The sequence below is a fragment of the Bradyrhizobium sp. USDA 3397 genome (genome assembly GCF_054060965.1).
Genome location: NZ_JBSSDS010000001.1, coordinates 3,922,883 through 3,946,105, shown reverse-complemented (window position 1 = coordinate 3,946,105; position 23,223 = coordinate 3,922,883). Strand labels below are relative to the sequence as shown.

The window sequence follows — 23,223 nt, the reverse complement described above, 5'->3', positions numbered from 1 at the left end:
ATGTGTCTCTCAGTACCGGCTGAGGTCGCAAAAATTCTTCCAAATGACATGGCAATCGTTTCTGTCGACGGCGTCAGGATCGAGATATCGATCGCGCTCGTACAGGATCTCGCCCCGGGGGACTACGTCCTCGTCCACGTCGGCTTCGCTCTGGCCAAAATCGACGCGGCCGAAGCCAAGCGCACGCTGAAGCTCCTGCAGGAGTTAGGCAGAGCCGGGCTGGAGACCAACTCATGAAATATGCCGAAGAATTTCGTGACAGGACCATCGCCCAGGGGCTCGCGCGTGCAATTGCTGCCCAGGCCGACCCCCAGAAAACATATCGGTTTATGGAATTTTGCGGCGGACACACGCATGCGATCTTCCGCTATGGACTGGAGGATCTACTGCCTGCGAATGTCCACATGATCCACGGGCCGGGCTGTCCTGTTTGCGTTCTCCCCGCCAGCCGAATCGACATGGCAATCGGGCTCGCCGAACGACCGGAAGTTACTCTGTGTATTTACGGCGACCTGATGTGCCTGCCCGGCTCACAAGGACAATCCTTGTTGCGGGCCAAGGCCCTGGGCGCTGACGTCCGGATGGTTTACTCAACGCTCGATGCCATCAGGAGCGCTGAGCAGGCGCTTAATCGCGAGGTCGTCTTCTTTGCCATTGGATTTGAGACCACCACGCCTGCGACGGCGGTAATGATCCGAATAGCCGAAAAAAAGCGGCTGAAGGGTCTCAGCGTGTTCTGCAACCACGTACTGACTCCTCCGGCCATGCACAGCATTCTCGGCAGTCCTGATATGCGCAATGCCGGGCTGCCCGAAATCGGCGGCTTCATCGGCCCTGCGCATGTCAGCACGATCATTGGTACGCAGCCTTACGAGTGTCTGGCAGAAGAATTCGGCAAGCCGATCGTCATCGCGGGATTTGAACCGCTCGATCTAATGCAGGCTATCCTGATGCTGGTGCGGCAAGTGAACGATGGCCGATATGAGGTCGAAAACCAATACAGCCGCGTGGTGAAGCGTGCTGGCAATCAACGCGCCAGGGAGGAGGTGTCGGACATTTTCGAACTGCGTGACCAATTTGAATGGCGCGGGCTCGGGTTCATACCCAACAGCGGACTCAAGTTGAAGAAGGCTTATGCCCAATTCGATGCTGAGGCGCGTTTCGCCATTCACGAACTGCGCGTCGCCGACAATCCGGCTTGCGATTGCGGGGCCATTCTGCGCGGCGCGAGGAGGCCTGTCGACTGCAAACTGTTCGGAAACGTCTGCACGCCGAGAACCCCCATAGGATCCTGCATGGTCTCGTCGGAAGGCGCGTGTGCCGCATATTGGAAGTATGGCCGGCATCGCGCTTATCGGGTGATGCGAGCGTCATGAGAGCTAATCAACCCAAGCTCGATCTCGAGAACGGGTGCGTCGACCTGTCCCACGGTTCGGGGGGGCGCGACATGGAGCAGCTTATCTCCGGTCTGTTCCATCAGGCGTTTGGCAATGAATGGCTCGCCCGCCGCAATGATCAGTCGGCCTTCGATGTCGGCACAGGCAGGATGGTAATGGCAACCGACGCATATGTTGTCTCGCCGCTATTCTTTCCTGGCGGCAATATCGGCTCGCTCGCGGTGCACGGCACAATCAATGATGTCGCGATGGCTGGCGCACGGCCGCAATATCTTTCGGCGAGCTTTATCATTGAGGAGGGCTTTCGCCTCTTCGATCTGAAGTCGATCGCGGATTCGATGGGGGAGGCGGCCCGGGGCGCCGGCGTTTACATCATCACGGGTGATACCAAGGTGGTCGAACGCGGCAAGGCGGATGGCCTGTTCATTTCAACGACCGGGGTCGGGTTTTTGGCCGATGGGCTCGATCTCTCGGCCGACAAGGCAAGGGCCGGCGACCGGGTGCTGGTCTCCGGCAGCCTCGGCGAGCATGGTGTGGCGATCATGTCAAGACGTCAGAACCTCGCATTCCAGACCCAGATCATCTCAGATTCCGCAGCGCTCCATGATCTCGTCGCCGTGATGGTTGGGGCCGGCGGCGGCGGCATTCGAGTGATGCGCGATCCCACGCGCGGAGGTCTTGCCGCCACGCTCAACGAGATTGCGCATCAGTCGGGCCTTGGGTTCCGGCTGCAGGAGAATGCCATTCCGGTGAAGCCTGAGGTCGCCGCCGCCTGCGAACTCCTCGGGCTTGATCCGCTCCACGTCGCCAACGAGGGGAAGCTCGTTGCAATTGTGTCGCCTGATATGGCCGATGCCGTGCTTGCAGCCATGAAGGCTCACCGGCTCGGGTGTGATGCGGCTGATATCGGCGAGGCCATAGCTGACAATCATCACTTCGTTCAGATTGCGACCAGCGTTGGCGGCGGAAGAATTGCCGATTGGCTGTCGGGGGAGCAACTACCCAGAATCTGCTGATCATGCCAGCGCGACCCTGCTTGGAAGCACTCAGTCCAATTGCGCTGCCCATCACCTTGCTGCGCCGCGAGTTCGCAGTAATCGCCATGGCCTCACTGCGGACGCATCAGCATCTTCGGGGCTCGACAGGATACCAATAAGACTTTGCTAGTTGCCGTGCATGATCGTGAGGGGCTATTCGAATTCTTAACAGATCAAAATGGCAAGGACGTCCATAGGCCGGCCACCCCGAGATCAAGGGATGTCCGGAGGCGGGACAGGACGTTGGCATGGAGATCAAAACTAAAGATCATTCCGATAAACCGCTATGGTGTCCTCCCAGTCCCAATAACGGCCGCTTGACGCTCTATTAGCTTCATGTCCGGGGGCTGATCCGCGCGCCAAATCGCACTTTTGTAGGCTTTTGGGATGCGTCGGTACGTGTTTGGAATCCTGCGCAACCAGACCAAAGATCGCTGAATTTCGGCGCGATTTGCGTGTTCGCTTCGCAATATCGCAGAGCTCTTCCGATTAGAAAGGGCGCTCCAGGCAGGGAGAATGCAAATGAAGGTCGGTGTTCCCAAGGAAATCAAGGCACACGAATATCGTGTGGGCCTGACCCCTGGGGCTGTGCGCGAATATGTGGCTGCCGGTCATAATGTGGTGGTGGAGACTGATGCCGGCGCCGGCATCGGCGCAACCGACAACGATTATCGCAAGGCTGGCGCAACGATTCTGGATACCGCGCGCGAGATATTTGCATCGAGCGAGATGATCGTAAAGGTGAAGGAGCCCCAACCGTCCGAATGGACGCAACTGCGTGAGAATCAGATCCTCTTCACCTATCTGCATCTGGCGCCGGACCCGGAGCAGGCCAAGGGCCTGCTGAACTCTGGGTGCACCGCAATCGCCTATGAGACCGTGACCGACGCGCATGGCGGTCTGCCGCTGCTGGCGCCGATGAGCGAGGTCGCGGGCAGGCTTGCGATCGAAGCGGCGGGTAGCGCCCTAAAGCGGTATTCAGGCGGGCGTGGGCTCTTGATAGGTGGTGTGCCCGGTGTGCAACCGGCTCGTATCGTCGTGATTGGCGGCGGTGTAGTTGGTACCCATGCGGCGCGCATGGCTGTCGGTTTGGGTGCCGAGGTCACGGTTATTGACCGATCGATCCCTCGGCTGCGCGAGCTTGACGAGCTATTCGGCGGGCGCGTTCGAACCAGATTCTCGACGATTGACTCGGTGGAGGATGAGGTCCTGGCGGCCGACGTGGTCATCGGTGCCGTGCTAGTTCCCGGAGCGAGCGCCCCAAAACTGGTCAGCCGCGGCGTGTTGAGCTCGATGCGCGACGGTGCGGTGATCGTCGATGTCGCGATTGATCAGGGCGGATGCTTTGAGACATCTCACGCGACGACCCACGCCGACCCAACTTACAAAGTGGACGGCGTCATTCACTACTGTGTGGCCAATATGCCCGGGGCTGTCCCGCTCACCTCAAGCCAGGCATTGAATAACGCCACCCTGCCATTTGGTTTGGCTCTAGCCAATAAGGGTTTTTCGACCGTCCTCGAAAACCCGCACCTTCGCGCGGGCCTGAACGTCCATCGAGGCCGGCTGACTTATAGGGCCGTCGCCGAGAGTCTCGGTCTGCCCTTCTCACCGATCGAACAGGCTGCGGCCTGATCCCAGAGGCCCATACGGGCGTTTCCTCCCTGACTTGGGCCACTTCGTTCGGAGTGGCCCATTTTTTTTATCATCAATCTACTGAGTAGGATTTTGTATTGATCCATTTCTGCATAGCGCCTTTTCATGGTACGCATCCGGCTAAGGCCCCGGCTAGGACCGTTCTTGGACGGAAGGCTGATTGTGCTTAAGCGGCGTGGGCGACGCTTTGAGGCTGCCAATTCCAAGGCAGCAGTGCATTGATGTGCTTGGCAGGGTGATCTGGTAGGCGCGCCAGCACGTCGGCGAGCCAGGCCTGCGGGTCGATATCATTGAGCTTGGCGGTGGCGATAAGGCTGTAGATGGCAGCCGCACGCCGGCCGCCCTCATCGGAGCCGGCGAAGGTCCAATTCTTTCGTCCCACCGCGACCGCCCGCAGTTCGCGTTCGGCGGCGTTGTTGGACATGCACAGGCGGCCGTCATCGAGGAAGCGGGTAAATGCATCCCAGCGGCTGAGACAGTAATTGATCGCCTTGGTCGTGTCGTTGCTCCTGGAGAGCTTGACGCGCTGCTCGCGCAACCACGACTCCAGCTCGACGATCGGTGGGCGGCTACGCTCCTGGCGCACACGCAAACGCTCCTGCGGCGCAAGACCGTTGATCTCGCGTTCAATGGCGAACAGAACATCAATGCGCTTGACCGCCTCGGCTGCGATCGGCGCCTTGGTAAGCCGCGCGAGGTCAAAGAACTTGCGCCTGCCGTGCGCCCAGCACGCGGCCTCGATAATCGGGCCGCCCTTGCGATTGGTCTCGTAGAGCCTGCCAAAGCCGGCGTAGGCGTCAGCCTGCATCAGTCCGGCATAGCCCGCCAGATGCTGCTCCGGATGTGCACCGCCACGATCGGGCGAGTAGAAGAACACGGCGGCCGGCGGATCTGGGCCGGCAAACGGACGGTCGTCGCGCACGTAGGTCCAGAGCCGGCCCGTCCGGGTCTTGCCCTTGGCCAGGACCGGCACTGTGGTGTCATCCGCATGGATGCGCTCGGCTGCGAAGACGTGGCTCCGGATCGCATCGACCAGAGGCATCAGGGTTGCCGCGGAGGCACCTACCCAGTCTGCGAGCGTCGATACGTCAAGGTCGATGCCTTCACGCTGGTAGACGTCGCTCTGACGATGAAGCGGTAGGTGCAGGCCGTACTTGGCGAACAGGACATGGGCCAGCAGCTTGGGCCCTGCACGCCCGCGCGCAATCGGATGCGAGGGGGCCGGCGGCTGAGTGATCGCTTCGCAGGCCCGGCAGACGAGCTTCTCGCGCACGTGCTGGATCACCTTCCACTGGCGCGGAACGAGCTCCAGGGTCTCGGTCACGTCCTCGCCAATCTTGCGCAATCGACTGTCGCCGCAGCATGGGCAGGTGGCCGGCACCGGATAGACAATGCGCTCCCGCGGCAAATGCTCCGGCAGCGGCCGGCGGGCTGGCTTGCGGCGCTCGAACGATGGCACCGCAATCTTCTCGGCTGCCATCTGCGCCGCCGTCTCAGCTTGAGCCGCGTTCTCCTCCAAGTCGGCGAGCTGCAGCTCGAGCTGGTCCAGCAATGCGCCTCGCTCGGAGGACTGTCCGAACTGTTCGTGCCGGAGCTTCTTGATCGTGAGCTTGAGCTTCTCGATCAGCAATGTCCCCGCCTGGGCTTCCGCCTCCGCGGCCAACCGGGCCGCTCGCTCGGCGCGCAGCATCGCCTGCAGCGTGGTCACATCGTCGGGAAGAGAATCATCGGTACTCATCGCCGACCAGAGAATCACAAGACGCGATTTCTGTCCGAACCGCTGATCCTGTCACCGATTCAAATCCCAGCGATCAGCCAGCCGCCTGTGGTCGCCAGGTCTGTTGCGGCATCCGCCAGTCGATGCCCTCCAGCAGGTAGCCAAGCTGGGCTGGGGTGATTGTCACCACGCCGTCAGCCGACGACGGCCACAGGAAGCGGCCGCGCTCCAGCCGCTTGGCGTAGAGCGACATGCCCAGTCCATCGTGCCAAAGGATCTTGATCAGCTTGCCGCTCCTGCCACGGAACACATAGAGGTCGCCGCTGTGCGGGTCTCGCTTGAAGGCTTCCTGCACCAGCAAGCCCAGCGAGTTCATACCGCGACGCATATCAGTGTGGCCGGTCGCAATCCACACCCGCACGCCCGACGCAATGGGGATCACCGTAGGCGTCCATCTGCCAGCGCCGCCACGGCGGCCTTCAGCGTCGCCGCGTCGACCGCGCCCGTGATCCGCATCCTAGCCCCGGCCGCAAACTCGATCTCGATCGATCCGCCGCTGCTGGCCGGCACGACTGGACAGGGCGTCGGTCCTGCTTCCGCGACCACCATCGCGGGTACGAAGCCAGGTGGATCGGCGGCATCCTTCGGCTCAGGCCGAAACGAGCGTCGCCATCGCAGCAGCAATGAGCGCGAAACGCCATACCGCCGCGCGGTTGCCGCGACCTGACGCGGCGACTGCAAGCTCTCCAGGACGATCTTGAGCTTCTCATCCTCGGACCAGCGCCGTCGCCGGCCCGTGTCCACCACCTCAAGCCGTTCGACTTGGGCACTGCGCCTATCACTGTCCATGAGGACAGTACTCAACAACACGCCTCATTCGGCAAGGCGGCCTTCAGCGGACGGATACTTTTCATGTGTAGCGGTACCAGTCTCTGCGCGAGCAATCTCCAGTACTGTTCGTTTCTAAAGGATCTTCTTTTGTCATCGACCAGGCTTAAGAGCTGTTCCTGGTCGGCGGTTTTGAGATTGGCACCGATCAAAACGGCAAAGCGATCGCGGCGAAGCACATTCTCGAAGAGCAGCACGAAAACCAAGACCTTGGCGCCATGCAATCTCTTCAGTATGTGCCTAGTCTGGTTGACTCACTCCGCTCAGGCGCAGGTGAGATAAGTGCGGCACTGACATGCAGATGTGTGATGCCAACCGTCGGGCTTGCGACACACTGTCGAACCGGTGACATTCGACGCAAAATAATCAAGATAAAACAAACCTCGGTAGTTTGGCACGACACTTGAAGCCAAGAAGCCGTCCCGCACTCCTGCTGACGGAATTGCAGTGATGACTTACAAGATAATCGCGTCCCAGTGCACCGTCTGCGGCGCATGTGAGTTCGAATGTCCTAACGCCGCGATCAGCCTGAAGAACGACGTGTATGTAATCAATCCGACGAAGTGCACCCGATGTAAGGGGCATTTCGAGACGCCACAATGCGCCGTTGTGTGCCCGGTGCCCGACACCTGCGTGCCGGCATAGAGGCAGCCGATGTGGGGGACCGCAGCACATGGTGGGGTTGAGGCGCCATCCCCTGTCACTTTAGTAATCAGTCGCCTGATCGCGCCGGTTGCGAGCCCCGAGCTGGTGACTTGCCGGATCGCCCTTGTAGCGAACGAAGCACGCCGCCGCCATCGCCTGAACTGGCCAAACTCGTCCTCGCACAGGCAGAGCAGGCAATGGTAGCTGTTCATACGACCGTTGAGCGGGTCCAGATCATCGATGTCGAAGCGCTGATCGAGTCCGATAAGGCTCGGAGGGGGCTGTCGGAAGACACCGTCCGCTTCATATCCGCGAAAAACAACGAGCCCGCCTGGATGCTGGAGTGGCGGCTGGAGGCCCTCCGCCGCTGGCTGATCATGACCGAGCCGACCTGGGCGCGTGTTAACGATCCCAAGCTCGACTACCAGGACATCGGCTATCTCGTGCTGCCGAAACCGAAAAAGAGGGTGTCGTCGAGCGACGAGATTGATCCGGAACCGCTCAAGACCTCCGAGAAGCGCGGCAATCCGTTTCGCGTGGTGGCGAACCTGCAGGGTGTAGAGCTGAGCCCCGGCGCCGAACCCTCAGCGAATCGCAAGATCGGGGTCAATACCCCCTTCGACTCGCTTTCGGTCGACACCAGGTTTCGGGAAGAGCTGAAGAAGGAAGGGGTAATTTTCATGCCGATCTCGGAGGCGATCGGCCAGCATCCCGAACTGGTTCAGAGGTATCTCGGCAGCGTGGTGCCGATTTCCGACAATTTTTTTGCGAGATTGAACTCGGCGGTCTTCTCTGACGGCTCGTTCGTCTACGTGCCGCCAGGCGTCCGCTGCCAGATGGAACTGTCGGCCTATTTCCGGAACGGGCACAACACCGGCCAGTTCGAGCGCACTCTGATCATCGCCGACAAGGGCTCCTATGTAAGCTATCTAGAAGGCTGCACTGCGCGGGAGCGTGACGAGAATCAGCTGCATGCTGCAGTTGTCGAGCTCGTCGTGCTTGATGACGCCGAGATCAAGTATTCGACAGTGCAAAACGGCTATCCTGGCAAGTCCGAGGACAAGGTCGGCATCTACAATTTCGTCACCAAGCGTTGCGACTGCCGCGGCAAGAATTCGAAAATTTCCTGGACGCAGGTGGAGACGGGATCTGCCACCACGTGGAAGAATCCGACCTGTATCCTTCGCGGCGACAACTCAAAGGGCGAGTTTTACTCGATCGCGATCTCGGCCGGTTTTCAGCAGGTGGATAGCGGCAGCAAAATGATCCACCTCGGCAGGAACACGTCGAGCCGGATCGTCTCCAAGCGTATCGCCACCGGCAGATCTCAGAACACCTATCGCGGCCTTGTCAGCGCTCACCTCAAGTCCACAGGTGCGCGCAGCCATACCGCCTGCAATTCGCTTCTAATCGGCGACAAGTCTGGTGCGCACACTGTGCCTTACGTCGAGGCGAAGAACTCCTCGGCAACGATCGAGCACGAGGCCACGATCTCGAAGATCTCCGAGGACGTGCTGTTCTACTGCATCCAGCGCGGGATGTCGCACGAGGAGGCCATTGGCCTCATCGTCAATGGCTTCGCCAGCGACGTATTACAGAAATTGCCCCTGGAGCTCGCAGTGGAAGCGCAGAGGTTGATCTCGATCTCGCTGGAGGCCTCGGTCCGATGACTGCATGGTCCGCGAGCCCTGCTGAACACAGCTCAACCGTTTTCGATGACGTATTCGGGGATTGGTAGAATCGAGCTACTCGAAGTTCGATTTGCATGCTCGTGCTGAGCGCCGCGATCTCTGCTGGCTCGATCTCACCCTCAATGCGGGCCAGATGCACGCGATCATGACCGGGGGCAAGCCGAACTATCGCGGGCGAGCCGGGCTACGAGCTAACCGCCGGCCAACTCCTGTTGAAGCGCGAAGACCTGCTCGCGATGGAGGCGGAAGCAGGGCGCCGCGAACACCGTATTTCCCGGTTCCTAACAACTCATAGAATGCCAGGCGTCATCACGATAAACGTCTTGCGCCCGACGCTCAACGCTCAATGCAGCTGGCTCGCGTGGCATAGGTTGCGGGTGAGCGAGCGGCGCTCCGGAAGGCGATCAAAGTTAGTGATGGTCGATGGCGGTCCGATGCCGCCAACTTGCGAAAGAGGGGGCGATCTGCGGTCGCGGCAACGCGATTCTGAGGAAGTCAGTCAATGACGCGATGGCTACGCTTGTGTTGCCGATTACGACTGACGCGATGGTCTCGCTCAAACCGCGATGGTGACCGGCGGCGTCGTGATCACGTTCGCCGATCACCAAGCGACGAGACATTCGATCCAGATCATTAACGTCGCAACCGGATCTTTGGCAACAGGCTTGGCACGCGTCTATCTGCAAATCGGTAAGCGCGCGAACGGCATCAGGCAAGAAAACGTTATCGCGGCCGGCAGCACAGGTAGCTAGCAAGCCAACAGATGCGTTGATCGTCTACTCGCGAAGTCGCGCAGGAGCATCAGGTGCTTACGCATCATCTGGACAGCGGCTGAGAAGGGCTTAGCAAAGATGGAAGGTGACGAGCGAGCTAGATTGGCTCATGCCGGTCCTTTTCTGGTTCGCTTCAGATGTGCTGCAAACAGGCAAGGTCCGACAGATACCGCACCTTCAGTGGAGAATCGCTGTGATGTCGTAGCGTGAACCGCGACTGTTCTGTTTCTAACAGAGGTATGAGGACTGATCTTCAATGCGCTTTGTCGCATTCGCAACAAAACGCAGTGGCGCGAGGCGCAAACCCATTCCAAATCCGCTCGTTTATTCTTTCCGCGGCGCTGGCATGCTCGTTGCAGAAACGTGGCCGAGTGGCCCCTATTGCAACAGGAAAGCTTCGAAGGACATCGGCATGAGTCTCGCAACGACCCAGAGCATCTCGGAAATCAGAGCGCGGAATAAGGAGCTGATCGAGGAGGTATTGAAGGTCTATCCGGAGAAGACCGCAAAACGTCGCGCCAAGCACCTCAGTGTCCACGAGGCGGGCAAATCGGACTGCGGGGTCAAATCGAACCTGAAATCAATACCCGGCGTGATGACGATCCGAGGCTGCGCCTACGCGGGCTCCAAGGGTGTGGTCTGGGGACCCATCAAGGACATGGTTCATATCAGCCACGGTCCAGTCGGTTGTGGCCAGTATTCGTGGGGCTCGCGACGCAATTATTACGTCGGCACCACGGGGATAGATACGTTCGTGACGTTACAGTTTACCTCCGACTTCCAAGAAAAGGATATCGTGTTCGGCGGGGACAAGAAGCTCAATAAAATCATTGACGAAGTCCAGGAGCTGTTCCCGCTCAACAACGGTATCACCGTCCAATCGGAGTGCCCGATTGGCTTGATCGGCGATGACATTGAGGCGGTGTCGCGAGCAAAGTCTAAGGAATATGACGGCAAGACCATCGTCCCGGTCCGCTGCGAGGGTTTTCGTGGCGTGTCCCAATCGCTTGGCCACCACATTGCCAACGATGCGGTGCGGGATTGGATATTTGATAAGAACGGGCCCGACAGCAAGCCGAGATTCGAGCCGACCCCGTACGATGTCGCAATCATCGGCGACTACAATATCGGCGGCGATGCCTGGTCGTCTCGAATTCTGCTGGAGGAAATGGGTTTACGCGTAATTGCGCAATGGTCCGGCGACGGCTCGCTAGCCGAGCTCGAGGCAACGCCGAAGGCAAAGCTCAACATTCTGCATTGCTACCGCTCGATGAATTACATCTCGCGCCACATGGAAGAGAAGTTTGGCATTCCCTGGTGCGAATACAACTTTTTCGGACCGTCCAAAATCGCGGAATCATTGCGCAAGATCGCCAGCTATTTCGATGACAAAATCAGAGAGGGCGCCGAGCGGGTAATCGAGAAGTACCAGCCGCTGGTGAATGCCGTGACCGCAAAATACAGGCCCCGCCTCCAAGGGAAGACCGTGATGCTGTTCGTCGGCGGACTGCGCCCTCGTCATGTGATCGGCGCATATGAGGATCTCGGCATGGAAGTCATCGGCACGGGATATGAGTTCGGCCACAATGACGACTATCAGCGTACCGCCCAGCACTACGTGAAGGACAGCACGCTCATCTACGACGACGTCAATGGCTACGAGTTCGAGCGCTTCGTCGAGAAACTCCAGCCCGACCTGGTCGGGTCAGGCATCAAGGAGAAGTACGTATTCCAGAAAATGGGTGTGCCGTTCAGGCAGATGCACTCCTGGGACTATTCCGGCCCATATCACGGCTATGACGGTTTTGCGGTCTTCGCGCGCGATATGGACATGGCCGTCAATTCGCCCATCTGGAAGAAGTTGAAGGCGCCCTGGAAGGATGTCCCCAAGCCGAGCCTCTTGGCTGCAGAATGACGCAAATTACCGCTCTCAGCCGAGAGCCGTATTCACAGTAATCACTATCCAAAAGGGTGTTGCCAATGGCGCAGAGTGCAGAACACGTGCTCGATCACTTAGAGCTGTTCCGCGGTCCGGAATACCAGCAGATGCTGGCTAACAAGAAGGCATTCGAGAATCCCCGTGAGTCCGCTGAGGTTGAACGCATCAGGGAATGGACAAAAACACCTGAGTATCGCGAGAAGAATTTTGCGCGGGAAGCGCTGACGATAAACCCGGCCAAGGCCTGCCAGCCGCTCGGCGCGGTATTTGCTTCGGTTGGCTTTGAAGGTACGCTGCCATTCGTGCACGGCTCTCAAGGCTGCGTGGCATATTACCGTAGCCATCTGTCGCGGCACTTCAAGGAGCCGAGCTCCTGCGTCTCTTCCTCGATGACAGAGGACGCGGCAGTATTCGGAGGGCTCAACAACATGATTGACGGGCTCGCCAACAGCTACAACATGTACAAACCAAGGATGATTGCGGTCTCCACCACCTGCATGGCGGAGGTGATCGGGGACGATCTCAATGCCTTCATCAAAACCTCGAAGGAAAAGGGGTCTGTTCCGGCGGATTTCGATGTGCCGTTCGCGCACACTCCGGCGTTCGTCGGTAGCCACATCACTGGCTATGACAATGCGCTCAAGGGCATCCTAGAGCATTTTTGGGATGGCAAGGCGGGAACGGCCCCCAAGCTGGAGCGCAAGCCGAACGACAAGATCAACTTCATCGGCGGTTTCGATGGTTATACCGTCGGTAACCTGCGCGAGATTAAGCGCATCTTCGAATTAATGGGAATCGAATATACCGTCCTCGCCGACAATTCCGAAGTGTTCGATACACCGACAGACGGCGAGTTTCGGATGTATGACGGCGGCACCACACTCGAGGACGCTGCGAACGCGGTTCACGCCAAGGCGACGATCTCCATGCAACAGTGGTGCACGGAAAAGACGCTGCCGTTCATCGCCGAGCACGGCCAGGATGTCGTGGCCTTCAATCATCCGGTGGGCGTATCCGCGACGGACGACTTCCTGGTCGCGTTGTCGCGCATCAGCGGCAAAGACATCCCGGAAGAACTGGCGCGAGAGCGCGGCCGCTTGGTCGATGCGATGACTGACTCCAGTGCGCATATCCATGGCAAGAAATTCGCCATCTATGGCGATCCGGATCTCTGCTATGGGTTGGCCGCCTTTCTGCTCGAACTAGGCGCCGAACCGACCCATGTGCTGTCCACCAACGGAAATAAGGCTTGGGAGGAGAAAACAAAAGCATTATTGGCGAGCTCGACTTTTGGGCAGAACTGCCACGTTTATCCGGGTCGAGACCTCTGGCACATGCGTTCGCTCTTGTTCACCGAGCCTGTCGATTTTTTGATTGGCAACACTTACGGCAAGTATCTGGAACGGGACACCGGCACGCCGCTGATTCGTATCGGATTTCCAGTGTTTGATCGCCATCACCATCACCGCTCTGCTGTGTGGGGGTATCAAGGTGGTATGAATGTGCTCGTGAAGATTCTCGACAAGATCTTCGACGAACTCGACAAGAAGACCAGCCTTCTCGGCAAGACGGACTATAGTTTCGACATCATTCGTTGATGGCAGACGATGCGCGTGTCATCGCCGGTATGATCGGCGGTGACACAAGCCCGTGACGGGCTGATTTTTGCAGATCGTTCCGGCTGAGAGGAGAAAAGGATGAGTTCGCTACCGGCCACGGTCCGGGACATTTTCAACGAGCCGGGCTGCGCGAAGAATGGCAGCAAGCAGGAGAATGAGCGCAGAAAGGGCTGTACCAAGCAGTTACAGCCGGGTAGCGCCGCTGGTGGTTGCGCCTTTGACGGCGCCAAGATCGCGCTGCAGCCGTTTACTGATGTCGCTCACTTGGTGCATGGTCCGATAGCCTGCGAAGGCAATTCGTGGGACAATCGTGGCGCGGCGTCGTCCGGCTCGGATTTGTGGCGCACGGGCTTCACAACCGATATGAACGAAACGGATGTCGTATTTGGGGGCGAAAAGCGACTCTTTAGGGCGATTAAAGAGATAATCGACAAGCGCGACCCGCCGGCCATCTTCGTCTATCAGACCTGCGTGCCCGCGATGATAGGCGACGACATCGACGCTGTTTGTAAGGCGGCGACGCGAAAGTTCGGCAAGCCGGTAATTCCCGTCAATTCGCCGGGCTTCGTCGGTTCAAAGAACCTCGGCACTAAACTTGCTGGGGAGGCTTTGCTGGAACATGTCATTGGGACGCAAGAGCCAGATAACATCACGCCCTATGACATCAATTTGATCGGAGAATACAATCTGTCCGGCGAGCTTTGGCAGGTTAAGCCTTTGTTTGACGAACTTGGTATCCGCATCCTCTCCTGCATCTCAGGCGATGGCAAATATCGCGAAGTGGCTTCGTCGCACCGGGCCCGCGCCGCCATGATGGTGTGTTCACGATCGATGATCAACGTCGCACGTAAGATGAAAGAGCGATACGAGATTCCCTTTTTTGAAGGATCATTCTACGGCATTCAGGACTCCAGCGACGCACTGCGTGAGATTGCACGATTGCTGGTCGGGCGCGGCGCGCCAGGCCATCTGATCGAGCGCACAGAGGCGGTGATCGCACGCGAGGAGGCGCGCGCTTGGGCTGCAATCGAGCCATACAAGCCACGCTTCAAGGGCAAGAAGGCTTTGTTGATCACCGGCGGCGTCAAGTCATGGTCGGTCGTTGCCGCGCTGCGGGAGGCCGGACTCGAATTGGTTGGGACCAGTGTGAAGAAATCCACAAAAGAGGACAAGGAGCGCATTAAGGAGCTGGCGGGCCAGGATGCACACATGATTGAGGACATGCCACCGCGGGAGATGTACAAAATGCTGAAGGACGCGAAAGCGGACATCATGCTCTCGGGCGGCAAGTCGCAGTTCGTCGCGCTGAAAGCGGCGACGCCCTGGTTGGACATCAACCAGGAGCGTTGCCACGCCTACATGGGTTATGCCGGCATGGTTAAGCTGGTCGAAGAGATCGATAGATCATTATTCAATCCGATGTGGGAGCAGCTGCGCCGGCCGGCACCCTGGAATGCGCTGGCTAGAGCGATGGCACAGGTGCACTCGCCGGCCGCCCCCGGCATCTCCGATCCAGCAATCGACGAGAGGGCACGGCGCGCCAGGAAGATCTGTGCCTGCAACACAGTTGACCTCGGCACAATAGAGGACGCGATTTGTTCGTATGGTCTGACTAGCGTCGAGGCAGTCAGACAGCACACCAATGCGATCGGTGGCTGCTGCAAGAGGCGAATTGAGGACATCCTTCAGTCGTCGGCGCGTCCCGTGCTGCAGGCTGCGGAATAGGAAGACGTTATGGCTGTGGTCATGACACCGAAGAAGGCGTGCGCCGTCAGCCCGCTAAAGATGAGTCAGCCGATCGGCGGCGCATTCGCCTTCATGGGGCTGCGCGGGGCAATGCCACTGCTACACGGCGCTCAAGGGTGCACATCGTTCGGGCTCACGCTGTTTGTACGGCATTTCAAGGAGGCGGTGCCGTTGCAGACCACCGCGATGACCGAGGTCACGACCGTGCTCGGGGGCTATGAAAATCTTGAGCAGGCTATACTTAATATCTTCAATCGCGCCAAGCCAAAGATCATTGGTATCTGCTCGACGGGGGTCACCGAAACCAATGGCGACGATGTTGACGCCTACATCAAACTTATTCGCGAGAAGCATCCGCAACTCGCCAGATTGCCTCTGGTCTATGTCTCGACGCCCGATTTCAAGGACGCGTTCCAAGATGGCTGGCAGAAAGCGGTGGCGCGGATGGTCGAGGTCCTGGTTGAGGCGCCTGCGGTGGAGGCGCTGCGTGATCCCGCTCGGGTCAATGTTCTTCCAGGATGCCACCTCACGCCGGGTGATATCGATGAGCTTCGAGCTATCCTTGAAGATTTCGGGTTGCAGCCATCCTTCCTACCTGATCTTGCCGGATCTCTGGATGGGCATGTCCCGGATGAGTTCACGCCGACGACGATCGGCGGCATCGGGGTCGACGAAGTCGCGGTCATGGGTCGGGCGGGGTGGACTATTGCCATCGGTTCGCAGATGCGGCGGGCGGCAGAGGCAATGCAGGCCAAGACGGGCGTGCCATTTCGCGTGTTTGAACGACTATGTGGCCTGCTTCCCAACGATGAATTCATCGCCTTTCTGAGCGAGATTAGCGGCCGTCCGGTGCCATCAAAATATCGTCGTCAGCGCGGGCAACTCGCTGATGCGATGCTCGACACGCATTTCCATATTGGTGGTCGCAGACTTGCGATCGGAGCCGAGCCCGACCTGTTGTTCGACCTATCGAGCATGCTCCACGATATGGGCGTGCAGGTGATCGCGGCCGTGACAACAACGGACTCGGCGGTGCTGGAGCGGGTGGCGAGCGAGGAGGTACTGATCGGTGATCTGGAGGATCTGGAGGAGCTTGCCGAGAGCAGAGGGTGCGATCTGCTCATCACGCATTCTCATGGCCGGCAAGCAGCGGCGCGGCTGAAGATTCCGTTTTATCGCGCCGGCTTTCCGATGTTCGATAGGTTAGGCGCAGCACACCACAAATCGGTCGGGTATCGAGGTACGCGCGATCTGATCTTCGCCATCGCAAATCTCGTGATCGAGGACCGCGAGCAGAATCGTAAGCCTACGCCAGATACTTGGCGAAAATCAAATCTGCCCTCCACGTCGTGCCAGCGCGGTTTCAGCGACCGAACAGAGAGGCACATTGCATGAAGGTCGCGTTCGCTACCCAAGACTTGCAGCGTGTCGATGCGCATTTTGGTTGGGCCAAGAACATCGCTGTCTATGACGTCGGCCCGGGGGGGCACGTTTTTGTGAACGTGTTTGAATTCAAGGGCGATCTCAAGGAGGACGGCGACGAGGACAAGCTCGCGCCAAAGATCGAGGCAATTAGGGACTGCGTCATTCTCTATGTCGCGGCCATCGGCGGATCAGCTGCCGCCCGGGTGGTGGCCAAGAAAATTCACCCAATCAAAGTGAACAAGCCTGAAAACATCCTGGTGCTGCTCGAAAAGCTAGAACGCGTACTGAAGGGGACGCCCCCGCCCTGGCTACGCAAAGCCTTGACCAAGGATCAAAAGCGCACATTCGATTTCGATGACTGAGGATGACATGAGGCAGGCCGCAAATATATCGCAAGGCGATCAGGCTCTCGATGCGCCGATCGTCAAAGAGCTGGTCAAGCTTTGGCGCGCGCAGGATATGCACGGTTTTTGGGAGAACAGGAGCGATATCGACCTGCTCGAACCCTATATCGTTAATAGTGTGAAACGACGCGAACTGCCGATCGTCGGCGATCCCGATCCCGACACGATTCGGCGGCTGGAGTTGTTCTTCGACGCGGTCGCGCTTTCGATCGAGAGGGCGACCGCGGTTATGATCCAGCCGATGCTGAAGATGAACCATGAAGGCTTTGGTCGCATGGTGCTGATCGGGGGGCGACTGCTCGTAGTGAACAAGCAGCTGCGCGATGTTCATCGCTTTGGCTTCGAAAGTCTAGCAAAGCTCGCGGGCGAGGGTGACAAATATGTAAGGGAAGGCGTCAACATGATCCGGAAGTTTCCGAGCGTAGCGAACCATTGAGGGTTCTTATGAGCGACCGTGAAGGACTGAAAGCAGAACTCAAGATACTTTCAGCAAGAGCAACGCAGGCCAAAATGAATCTACACGATCTCTCGGAGGAACTGCCCGTGAACTGGCCATCGATCATGTCGGTAGCGCGGAAGGCGCACGATGCCTTCGCCGAACTCGATCGCAAGAGACGGGAGCTAAAGCAGCTTGAGAAGTCGTAAAGGTACTCGATGATGTCATCTGTAACTCGTGGTGGTCGAGACTGGACGCCGAACTACTTGAACTCAATTGATGCCACGAAGTGCATCGGCTGCGGCCGCTGTTTCAAAGTCTGTGGTCGCAATGTTATGACATTGAAGGGGATCAGCGAGGAAGGCGAACTTGTCGATCTCGAGGACGACGAGAACGATGAGATTGAGAAGAAAATTATGGTCATAAATGACAAGGGCGCATGCATCGGCTGCGGTGCATGTGCGAGGGTGTGTCCCACCAATTGCCAGACCCACAATTCGGCCGCAGGTGAGGCGGTGTAGAGGGCGCATCAAGATCAGTTGCTGTCGGGTTCTTTATCCCGACCACTTGTTCTCGGGTATGGTTGTCGTCTGGCGTCCGGCCCGCGGATTTGCAATGAGAGTTGCCGATTGCCCACGATTTCCGAGGGTCGGGATCGAGTGGCCGTCCCATGGACATGCGAGCAGATCGTTGGGGGCTTCGTGTCAGGTTCGGTCAGCGACTTCGCCTATTTCTCATCCGTTGCGGCCGCCAAGTCGGGGTGAGTATCTGCCTAGTGCATGGGGTGATGAGGAGCGGGACGACGGGCAATGGATCCGCCGAACCCCAGATGCTCTGGTGGGCGATGTTGGGGCGGCCCAGCTTCGGCATGATCAGATGTTGGCATCGCCTCCAGCAACGATGGTGACGGCACCATGTACGCACCACTGTCGATAGTCTGCATCTCGCCGCAGGCTCCAATCTGCCGAAGCTTGTTCTTCAGCAGTTGCATGGGCCGCGCATCTCGCGCGGCGTTGGCGTCCTAGGCGCCGAGGTCCGGAATGCCGAAGCCGGCTTTTGGGCGGGCGGTGAACGCGACAGATGCAAGCGTTGCCACCTTCAAAAAGCTCCTCCGCTCTTGGAGTGCGCCGCGCACCCAGGTATCGGCGATGAACAGGTGCCCTTCGGAGCATGCGGGCTCGACCGGGATGGAGGTCGACATGGACCCACCGTGCGAGCTTTCCTTCAAGCAGCACTTGTATCGTGCGCAGCATGCCCTCATCTGGCTCCAGTGTGGATCATGCGCACTGGCTCGGCTTCTCCTTCGCGAGCACCCGTTCGCGTAAAGGTGTAGCGCTGCAGGCTGGCGAGTATTCGTCGAAACTCTTGGTCGGCGGTGTCGCGATTACCGCACGGCATCGTGGCCTTCGCCACCGCTGGCCCGATCCGCAGGATCAGGTTGCACCTACGAACGCCCACGCAGTGGATTGCCAAAAAAGAGGGCGGATTCTTGCATGGCGGATCGAAACGACGATCAATAAAGACGAGCCTTGTCATGAATGAGCAATGGATTTCGCCAAATACCGTCTATGCGATTTGTCGGTTTGCTGACATTCCTAACCGCCGTGCAATTGGCTTCCATCTGATGACCGTCAATGAGGACGGCGGCCGAAGACCGTTGTCCATCGTCGTGGTGCGCTGGGGCAAGAAGGTACTTGGCTATGTCAACGAATGTCCGCACAACCGCGTCAACCTGGACTGGGAGCGTAATGAGTTTCTCGATCCATATGGCGTCCGGCTGATGTGCGGGAAGCACGGATCAACCTTCGAGCTCGGCACTGGCCGTTGCGTCGAAGGCCCATGTAAGGGCAGAGATCTTAGGCCCGTGGCGCTGACAATTCTTGATGGCGACATCTGCATCGTCGGCGTGCGGCTTGTCGAGGATGAACCCACACCTGACTCTGAAGCCCGTGTTTAGACTGGCCGGTTCTCGTTTCGGTTTTTCACGGGGCCCATTCTCTCCAGTGCAACCGCGTAAGAGATCTGCTCATAGGAGATATGAAGTGACTTCGCCGCGTCGAGCAGATAATCGAGCTTGCCGCCGGGGCTTAGATGCTTGATGTCGTTCTTATCGATACCAATCAGGTCCATCATTTCTTTCCAGACTGTGGACTCGTCGCACGGCAGAACGTGGAAGGTGATATCACCGAGAGTCGTTCGATATCTCGCCAACAGGTCTATGTTGTTGCAGAAAATGAAGTAGCTGCCGTCCGGGGTTAGCGCGCTATCAAGCACATCTGCGACGTCGGAAAGATAGGCGAATGAGTGCAGATAGCCGGCCAGAACCGGAATTGTGCTTTCACCTTCCTGCGCGATCGTCAACACTTGCTCGATAGAATAGTCTGGCGGCCGTTTCTCGTCCGCCACCTGGGCCTGGAACTTCAATGCGATGTCGCCGCGAAAGCCGAACCGACCTGGCTTTGTGGTCCTTCCTTTGAGTACGGCGTTGAACAAGCGTCCCTCGCTCTCAAGCCGGCCCAGTGCGGTGTTCTCGATTGAAGTCATCAAAATCGTCCTCGATCTAAACTCTTCACCGGCGGCTTGGCCGGTGCGAATTCAATGCAAATGTCTTGCCGCCGCGTGCACGCCGGGTTTTCGTCTTAGTTTCTAAAGAAACCGCGCGATCGTGGTGCGAAGCCCTCCAAGGATCCTTGTCGGGAATTCGACATGAGTGCCGGATCCAACAGGCGAGAGTCGGAAGAAGACAGCAATACCATGCACGTGCGAAGTGGCATGCCACTTGCCAGTCCGCTCAAGCGAGCACAGCTAGACGAGGGTGAACATGATCAATCTGACCGATAGCGCAGTGAATGCAGCCAAGAGCGCGATTTCAGCGTCGGCGTTTCCCGCGGGCGGGCTGCGGATCGCAGTCGAGGCGGGCGGCTGCGCCGAGTTCAAATACACAATGGGCCTTGTCGCCCGTGCTGAGCCGGACGACACAATGATCGAGCGTGACGGGCTGAAGGTGTTCGTCGACAACAAGAGTTATCGGCAGCTGGTTGGCACGACGATCGACTTCGTGGTGGCGCTGGAGGGCTCGGGCTTCACCTTCGACAACCCAAACGCAAAGTCGAGTTGCTCTTGTGGAAAATCCTTCAGCTGATGACGGGATGGTCGAAGCATGGGCGAAGGCCGAGAAACAACTGAAGCAACCGTCGGCCACTGGGGCCGACCGGCAGCAGCTATCAAGCGAACCTGCAGCGCGAGGGTGGCGACTGTCAGATGATCGAGATAGACCGCAGCACGGTCATGCTCAGGCCGACCGGCGCCTGCATGATCTTTGCGCACCCTGGCGCGACGTTGGCGGGCATTCAGGCCCCGGGTCGAAATGCTGCGGCGAATTCATTTGCCTGATGTCGATCGCCGGGCAAGCCAAGATGCAGGATTGAGGGAGGATTCATTGCCGATTTATCTCGACAATAATGCGACCACGCGGACAGACCCGTCCGTCCTGCACGCAATGTTGCCGTTCTTCACCGAGCTGTTTGGCAATGCCTCCTCCGCCCATGCCTTTGGCAGAGAGGTCGCGGGCGCCGTGGAGCAGGCGCGCTGCAGCTTACAGGCATTGTTAGGGGCTGAATACGATCACGAAATCGTCTTTACCTCCGGTGGGAGCGAGGCCAATAACACCGCACTCCTTTCGTCGCTCGCCACCCAGGACGGGCGCGATGAGATTGTCACCACCTCCGTCGAGCATTCCGCCATCCTTACGCTGATCAAGCAATTGGCGATAATGAACGTCAAGACGCACGTGATTCCAGTAGATTCGCGCGGCCGGCTCGACATCGACGCGTTTCGACGCGCGCTCGGGCCACGCACAGCGCTTGCGTCTGTCATGTGGGCCAACAACGAGACCGGAACGATTTTTCCTGTGGAGTTTCTAGCCGGGTTAACGCGTGAGGCGGGCGCGCTGTTTCATACAGACGCGGTGCAGGCCGTCGGCAAACTGCCTATTGACTTGAAGAACAGCGCGATCGACATGCTGTCGCTCTCCGCGCACAAACTTCATGGTCCCAAGGGGATTGGTGCGCTCTATTTGCGAAAAGGCACAAAATTCAGGCCGCTGATCTGGGGCGGATCACAGGAACGACGGCGCCGCGGCGGAACGGAGAACATCCCGGGCATCGTCGGCCTTGGAAAAGCGGCAGAGCTTGCGGCGGAGCGGCTCGGACTGGAGTGCGTTCGCATTGGCGCATTGCGCGACCGTCTTGAGCAGGGAATTTTGCAAAACGGGGACTGCATGGCGCTTGGCGATATCAGCAACCGGCTATCAAACACGACGAACATCGCGTTTGAACATCTCGAAGGCGAAGCAATTGTCCATCACCTCAGTCGCGCTGGAATAGCCGCTTCGCTCGGATCGGCCTGCGGCTCCCGCTCGATGGAGCCGTCGCATGTCATGCGCGCGATGGGGGTGCCGGCGAAAAGCCTGCACGGCGGGGTTCGGCTGTCTCTATCGCGTGAGACAACCGTCGAAGAGGTCGACCAGGTCGTCGCTGTAGTGTCGGACATTGTGGCCTACTTACGCGCCGAATTGCGGCGAGCATGCGAAAGCGCCCAGAATGCATCGCGTTTCAGGAACTTAAGCTCATGAAAATAATGATTCGCCGCTCCCCCGACGCTGGCCTTTCGATTTACGTGCCAAAGAAAGATCTCGAGGAGCCGATCGTGGAATCCGAGCATGAGAGGCTTTGGGGCGGCTGGATCAGGATAGCCAACGGCTGGGTCCTCGATCTGCCTGAAATGGCGAGCGACACGCCACTGCCGATCACAATCAATGCCAAGAAGCGTGGAGAAGACAGGGACGATCGATGAAGACGCTGCCGCAAATCGAGTTCGCGAATGCTGCCGACGCGAAGGCCATTCTCACTGATCTTGCGGCTAGAATGAGAGCCAGCAGCATCGTTCCGTATCTTGGGCCAGGCATCGCCGAGTTGTCACGTCCCGAGGCGCCTATGACGCCTGAGGCTTTGGCTGATTTTTTCGCCAGCAATGTTGCGCTACCGCGCCGGGCCAAGGGCAACGCCTGGGCGTCGGCCTATTATGTCGAGAGCAACAAGCATCGTTCAACCGTGACGGCATTGATGGTGCAGGCGTTCTCTCTGCCGGCCGATCCAACACCGTTGCATCATCATCTTGCGAGCCTGCCCCTGCCGATAATAGTGGACTCTTGGTATGACGGTGCCATGCGCGCGGCGCTCGGTAAGCGTAGCGGATGGGGTGAGGTCCAGGGCATAACCCGCTCCGGCAGTCACGACGATCGTTGGTACCGCTTTTACGATTCGGCGGGCCAAGAGGTTGATCATGCCTTGGCAGCCCATTGGTCTACTGTGCTGTACAAGCCGCATGGCAGCGTAGTGCCGGCCAAGAACTTCCTGGTCACTGACGCTGATTATGTCGAGGTGTTGACGGAAATCGACATCCAGACCCCGATTCCCGATATGATCAAGGAAAGGCGGGCCGGACGGAGCTTTCTCTTCATCGGCTGTCGCTTCAACGACCAGCTAATGCGTACCTATGCGCGGCAGATCACCAAGCGCTCCGCCGGCGTCCATTACGCGATCGTCGATCCGCAAGTTCTCTCGGGCAACGAGCTCTGCTTTCTGGTTGAGCAACGTCTAACGCCGCTCGCGATGACGCTTCCGCATGCAATGGAGATATTGCTCGCCAAGTAGCGGCGTAAAGCGTGCCGCCCACCCCGGTGCGACACAGGAGGTCGTACCGCTAGAATCGCCGCGGGTGAGGAGGAGCCCTCGTGAGATCAGTAGGTGGAGATGAGAACGCAAACATTTGCGTCTCTCGGTCGACATT

Annotated in this window: 27 protein-coding genes; 20 read left to right on the top strand and 7 right to left on the bottom strand. The window is 58.6% G+C overall.

What is annotated here, in order from left to right; translation table 11 throughout:
* Positions 1-48: 48 nt before the first annotated feature.
* The 4 genes from ACVWYQ_RS18120 (at position 49) to ald (ending at position 4,069) form a co-directional block, all read left to right on the top strand.
* Positions 49-237: a HypC/HybG/HupF family hydrogenase formation chaperone gene (locus tag ACVWYQ_RS18120; RefSeq protein WP_338122782.1), complete on the top strand. Its 189-nt coding sequence runs from the start codon at positions 49-51 to the stop codon at positions 235-237.
* A complete protein-coding gene (gene hypD / locus ACVWYQ_RS18115) occupies positions 234-1,376 on the top strand; it encodes a hydrogenase formation protein HypD (protein ID WP_456726202.1) in 1,143 nt (380 codons plus the stop codon). The genes ACVWYQ_RS18120 and hypD overlap by 4 nt, the downstream gene beginning before the upstream one ends.
* The gene (gene hypE / locus ACVWYQ_RS18110) at positions 1,373-2,413 is read left to right on the top strand and encodes a hydrogenase expression/formation protein HypE (RefSeq protein WP_456727189.1); all 1,041 of its coding nucleotides are present in this window, start codon (positions 1,373-1,375) and stop codon (positions 2,411-2,413) included. The genes hypD and hypE overlap by 4 nt, the downstream gene beginning before the upstream one ends.
* 543 nt (positions 2,414-2,956) lie before the next feature.
* Positions 2,957-4,069, top strand: a complete 1,113-nt coding sequence (gene ald / locus ACVWYQ_RS18105; protein WP_456726201.1) for an alanine dehydrogenase — start codon at positions 2,957-2,959, stop codon at positions 4,067-4,069.
* Between the two features lie 187 nt (positions 4,070-4,256).
* On the opposite strand, the gene tnpC is transcribed toward ald, so the two are convergent.
* The 4 genes from tnpC to ACVWYQ_RS18085 all read right to left on the bottom strand — a co-directional run bounded on the left by tnpC (position 4,257) and on the right by ACVWYQ_RS18085 (position 6,901).
* Positions 4,257-5,828: an IS66 family transposase gene (tnpC, locus tag ACVWYQ_RS18100; protein ID WP_456726200.1), complete on the bottom strand. Its 1,572-nt coding sequence runs from the start codon at positions 5,826-5,828 to the stop codon at positions 4,257-4,259.
* Positions 5,829-5,901: 73 nt separating this feature from the next.
* Positions 5,902-6,249: an IS66 family insertion sequence element accessory protein TnpB gene (tnpB, locus tag ACVWYQ_RS18095; protein WP_456726199.1), complete on the bottom strand. Its 348-nt coding sequence runs from the start codon at positions 6,247-6,249 to the stop codon at positions 5,902-5,904.
* Positions 6,246-6,656: an IS66-like element accessory protein TnpA gene (gene tnpA / locus ACVWYQ_RS18090; protein WP_456726198.1), complete on the bottom strand. Its 411-nt coding sequence runs from the start codon at positions 6,654-6,656 to the stop codon at positions 6,246-6,248. Before tnpA ends, tnpB begins: the two co-directional genes overlap by 4 nt.
* A gap of 11 nt (positions 6,657-6,667) precedes the next feature.
* Positions 6,668-6,901 (bottom strand): hypothetical protein, encoded by a 234-nt coding sequence (locus tag ACVWYQ_RS18085; protein ID WP_456726197.1) that lies wholly within the window; start codon positions 6,899-6,901, stop codon positions 6,668-6,670.
* 244 nt (positions 6,902-7,145) lie between these two features.
* Here ACVWYQ_RS18085 and ACVWYQ_RS18080 point away from each other — a divergent pair, with 244 nt between their 5' ends.
* The 11 genes from ACVWYQ_RS18080 to fdxB all read left to right on the top strand — a co-directional run bounded on the left by ACVWYQ_RS18080 (position 7,146) and on the right by fdxB (position 17,894).
* Positions 7,146-7,340 carry a 4Fe-4S binding protein gene (locus tag ACVWYQ_RS18080; protein ID WP_128266460.1) on the top strand — a complete coding sequence of 65 codons (195 nt, stop codon included), beginning with the start codon at positions 7,146-7,148 and terminating at the stop codon, positions 7,338-7,340.
* 197 nt (positions 7,341-7,537) lie between these two features.
* Positions 7,538-9,010: a Fe-S cluster assembly protein SufB gene (gene sufB, locus ACVWYQ_RS18075; RefSeq protein WP_456726196.1), complete on the top strand. Its 1,473-nt coding sequence runs from the start codon at positions 7,538-7,540 to the stop codon at positions 9,008-9,010.
* Positions 9,011-9,597: 587 nt separating this feature from the next.
* Positions 9,598-9,783 carry a hypothetical protein gene (locus ACVWYQ_RS18070; protein ID WP_456726195.1) on the top strand — a complete coding sequence of 62 codons (186 nt, stop codon included), beginning with the start codon at positions 9,598-9,600 and terminating at the stop codon, positions 9,781-9,783.
* Positions 9,784-10,216: 433 nt separating this feature from the next.
* Positions 10,217-11,719 (top strand): nitrogenase molybdenum-iron protein alpha chain, encoded by a 1,503-nt coding sequence (nifD, locus tag ACVWYQ_RS18065; RefSeq protein WP_456727188.1) that lies wholly within the window; start codon positions 10,217-10,219, stop codon positions 11,717-11,719.
* A 65-nt stretch (positions 11,720-11,784) separates the two neighbouring features.
* Positions 11,785-13,341, top strand: a complete 1,557-nt coding sequence (nifK, locus tag ACVWYQ_RS18060) for a nitrogenase molybdenum-iron protein subunit beta (RefSeq protein ID WP_456726194.1) — start codon at positions 11,785-11,787, stop codon at positions 13,339-13,341.
* Positions 13,342-13,440: 99 nt separating this feature from the next.
* Positions 13,441-15,087 (top strand): nitrogenase iron-molybdenum cofactor biosynthesis protein NifE, encoded by a 1,647-nt coding sequence (gene nifE / locus ACVWYQ_RS18055; protein WP_456726193.1) that lies wholly within the window; start codon positions 13,441-13,443, stop codon positions 15,085-15,087.
* Between the two features lie 9 nt (positions 15,088-15,096).
* Entirely contained in the window at positions 15,097-16,503 is a 1,407-nt protein-coding gene (nifN, locus tag ACVWYQ_RS18050; protein ID WP_456726192.1) for a nitrogenase iron-molybdenum cofactor biosynthesis protein NifN, read from the top strand.
* Positions 16,500-16,895 carry a nitrogen fixation protein NifX gene (gene nifX, locus ACVWYQ_RS18045; protein WP_456726191.1) on the top strand — a complete coding sequence of 132 codons (396 nt, stop codon included), beginning with the start codon at positions 16,500-16,502 and terminating at the stop codon, positions 16,893-16,895. Before nifN ends, nifX begins: the two co-directional genes overlap by 4 nt.
* 7 nt (positions 16,896-16,902) lie before the next feature.
* Positions 16,903-17,373, top strand: a complete 471-nt coding sequence (locus ACVWYQ_RS18040) for a NifX-associated nitrogen fixation protein (protein WP_456726190.1) — start codon at positions 16,903-16,905, stop codon at positions 17,371-17,373.
* Positions 17,374-17,381: 8 nt separating this feature from the next.
* Entirely contained in the window at positions 17,382-17,582 is a 201-nt protein-coding gene (locus ACVWYQ_RS18035) for a CCE_0567 family metalloprotein (protein WP_456726189.1), read from the top strand.
* A gap of 12 nt (positions 17,583-17,594) precedes the next feature.
* Entirely contained in the window at positions 17,595-17,894 is a 300-nt protein-coding gene (fdxB, locus tag ACVWYQ_RS18030) for a ferredoxin III, nif-specific (protein ID WP_456727187.1), read from the top strand.
* Between the two features lie 251 nt (positions 17,895-18,145).
* Here the strand turns inward: fdxB and ACVWYQ_RS18025 are convergent, their stop codons facing one another.
* Together ACVWYQ_RS18025 and ACVWYQ_RS18020 are read right to left on the bottom strand one after the other, a co-directional pair.
* Entirely contained in the window at positions 18,146-18,364 is a 219-nt protein-coding gene (locus ACVWYQ_RS18025; protein ID WP_456726188.1) for a hypothetical protein, read from the bottom strand.
* A gap of 30 nt (positions 18,365-18,394) precedes the next feature.
* Positions 18,395-18,574 carry a hypothetical protein gene (locus ACVWYQ_RS18020; RefSeq protein WP_456726187.1) on the bottom strand — a complete coding sequence of 60 codons (180 nt, stop codon included), beginning with the start codon at positions 18,572-18,574 and terminating at the stop codon, positions 18,395-18,397.
* 333 nt (positions 18,575-18,907) lie between these two features.
* Here ACVWYQ_RS18020 and ACVWYQ_RS18015 point away from each other — a divergent pair, with 333 nt between their 5' ends.
* The gene (locus tag ACVWYQ_RS18015) at positions 18,908-19,330 is read left to right on the top strand and encodes a Rieske (2Fe-2S) protein (protein WP_456726186.1); all 423 of its coding nucleotides are present in this window, start codon (positions 18,908-18,910) and stop codon (positions 19,328-19,330) included.
* Here ACVWYQ_RS18015 and ACVWYQ_RS18010 read toward each other — a convergent pair.
* Complete coding sequence (locus ACVWYQ_RS18010; RefSeq protein WP_456726185.1) at positions 19,327-19,917, bottom strand: hypothetical protein; 591 nt, start codon at positions 19,915-19,917, stop codon at positions 19,327-19,329. The two genes, ACVWYQ_RS18015 and ACVWYQ_RS18010, sit on opposite strands and share 4 nt — an antisense overlap.
* 277 nt (positions 19,918-20,194) lie before the next feature.
* Between ACVWYQ_RS18010 and ACVWYQ_RS18005 the strand changes: the two genes are divergently transcribed.
* The 4 genes from ACVWYQ_RS18005 (at position 20,195) to ACVWYQ_RS17990 (ending at position 23,087) form a co-directional block, all read left to right on the top strand.
* Positions 20,195-20,515, top strand: coding sequence for a HesB/IscA family protein (locus ACVWYQ_RS18005; protein ID WP_456726184.1), 321 nt, complete (start codon positions 20,195-20,197; stop codon positions 20,513-20,515).
* 282 nt (positions 20,516-20,797) lie between these two features.
* Positions 20,798-22,006 carry a cysteine desulfurase NifS gene (gene nifS, locus ACVWYQ_RS18000; RefSeq protein WP_456727186.1) on the top strand — a complete coding sequence of 403 codons (1,209 nt, stop codon included), beginning with the start codon at positions 20,798-20,800 and terminating at the stop codon, positions 22,004-22,006.
* Positions 22,003-22,227: a putative nitrogen fixation protein NifT gene (gene nifT / locus ACVWYQ_RS17995; RefSeq protein ID WP_260380866.1), complete on the top strand. Its 225-nt coding sequence runs from the start codon at positions 22,003-22,005 to the stop codon at positions 22,225-22,227. The genes nifS and nifT overlap by 4 nt, the downstream gene beginning before the upstream one ends.
* Positions 22,224-23,087 (top strand): SIR2 family NAD-dependent protein deacylase, encoded by an 864-nt coding sequence (locus tag ACVWYQ_RS17990; protein WP_456726183.1) that lies wholly within the window; start codon positions 22,224-22,226, stop codon positions 23,085-23,087. Before nifT ends, ACVWYQ_RS17990 begins: the two co-directional genes overlap by 4 nt.
* Positions 23,088-23,223: the final 136 nt, after the last annotated feature.

What these genes read in the sequence shown, in the direction of transcription:
- ACVWYQ_RS18120 (WP_338122782.1), top strand. Translation starts at nt 49, where the DNA reads ATGGCAATCGTTTCTGTCGACGGCGTCAGGATCGAGATATCGATCGCG.
- hypD (WP_456726202.1), top strand. Translation starts at nt 234, where the DNA reads ATGAAATATGCCGAAGAATTTCGTGACAGGACCATCGCCCAGGGGCTC.
- hypE (WP_456727189.1), top strand. Translation starts at nt 1,373, where the DNA reads ATGAGAGCTAATCAACCCAAGCTCGATCTCGAGAACGGGTGCGTCGAC.
- ald (WP_456726201.1), top strand. Translation starts at nt 2,957, where the DNA reads ATGAAGGTCGGTGTTCCCAAGGAAATCAAGGCACACGAATATCGTGTG.
- tnpC (WP_456726200.1), bottom strand. Translation starts at nt 5,828, where the DNA reads ATGAGTACCGATGATTCTCTTCCCGACGATGTGACCACGCTGCAGGCG.
- tnpA (WP_456726198.1), bottom strand. Translation starts at nt 6,656, where the DNA reads ATGGACAGTGATAGGCGCAGTGCCCAAGTCGAACGGCTTGAGGTGGTG.
- ACVWYQ_RS18080 (WP_128266460.1), top strand. Translation starts at nt 7,146, where the DNA reads ATGACTTACAAGATAATCGCGTCCCAGTGCACCGTCTGCGGCGCATGT.
- sufB (WP_456726196.1), top strand. Translation starts at nt 7,538, where the DNA reads ATGGTAGCTGTTCATACGACCGTTGAGCGGGTCCAGATCATCGATGTC.
- ACVWYQ_RS18070 (WP_456726195.1), top strand. Translation starts at nt 9,598, where the DNA reads ATGGTGACCGGCGGCGTCGTGATCACGTTCGCCGATCACCAAGCGACG.
- nifD (WP_456727188.1), top strand. Translation starts at nt 10,217, where the DNA reads ATGAGTCTCGCAACGACCCAGAGCATCTCGGAAATCAGAGCGCGGAAT.
- nifK (WP_456726194.1), top strand. Translation starts at nt 11,785, where the DNA reads ATGGCGCAGAGTGCAGAACACGTGCTCGATCACTTAGAGCTGTTCCGC.
- nifE (WP_456726193.1), top strand. Translation starts at nt 13,441, where the DNA reads ATGAGTTCGCTACCGGCCACGGTCCGGGACATTTTCAACGAGCCGGGC.
- nifN (WP_456726192.1), top strand. Translation starts at nt 15,097, where the DNA reads ATGGCTGTGGTCATGACACCGAAGAAGGCGTGCGCCGTCAGCCCGCTA.
- nifX (WP_456726191.1), top strand. Translation starts at nt 16,500, where the DNA reads ATGAAGGTCGCGTTCGCTACCCAAGACTTGCAGCGTGTCGATGCGCAT.
- ACVWYQ_RS18040 (WP_456726190.1), top strand. Translation starts at nt 16,903, where the DNA reads ATGAGGCAGGCCGCAAATATATCGCAAGGCGATCAGGCTCTCGATGCG.
- ACVWYQ_RS18035 (WP_456726189.1), top strand. Translation starts at nt 17,382, where the DNA reads ATGAGCGACCGTGAAGGACTGAAAGCAGAACTCAAGATACTTTCAGCA.
- fdxB (WP_456727187.1), top strand. Translation starts at nt 17,595, where the DNA reads ATGTCATCTGTAACTCGTGGTGGTCGAGACTGGACGCCGAACTACTTG.
- ACVWYQ_RS18025 (WP_456726188.1), bottom strand. Translation starts at nt 18,364, where the DNA reads ATGCAACTGCTGAAGAACAAGCTTCGGCAGATTGGAGCCTGCGGCGAG.
- ACVWYQ_RS18020 (WP_456726187.1), bottom strand. Translation starts at nt 18,574, where the DNA reads ATGTCGACCTCCATCCCGGTCGAGCCCGCATGCTCCGAAGGGCACCTG.
- ACVWYQ_RS18015 (WP_456726186.1), top strand. Translation starts at nt 18,908, where the DNA reads ATGAATGAGCAATGGATTTCGCCAAATACCGTCTATGCGATTTGTCGG.
- ACVWYQ_RS18010 (WP_456726185.1), bottom strand. Translation starts at nt 19,917, where the DNA reads ATGACTTCAATCGAGAACACCGCACTGGGCCGGCTTGAGAGCGAGGGA.
- ACVWYQ_RS18005 (WP_456726184.1), top strand. Translation starts at nt 20,195, where the DNA reads ATGATCAATCTGACCGATAGCGCAGTGAATGCAGCCAAGAGCGCGATT.
- nifT (WP_260380866.1), top strand. Translation starts at nt 22,003, where the DNA reads ATGAAAATAATGATTCGCCGCTCCCCCGACGCTGGCCTTTCGATTTAC.
- ACVWYQ_RS17990 (WP_456726183.1), top strand. Translation starts at nt 22,224, where the DNA reads ATGAAGACGCTGCCGCAAATCGAGTTCGCGAATGCTGCCGACGCGAAG.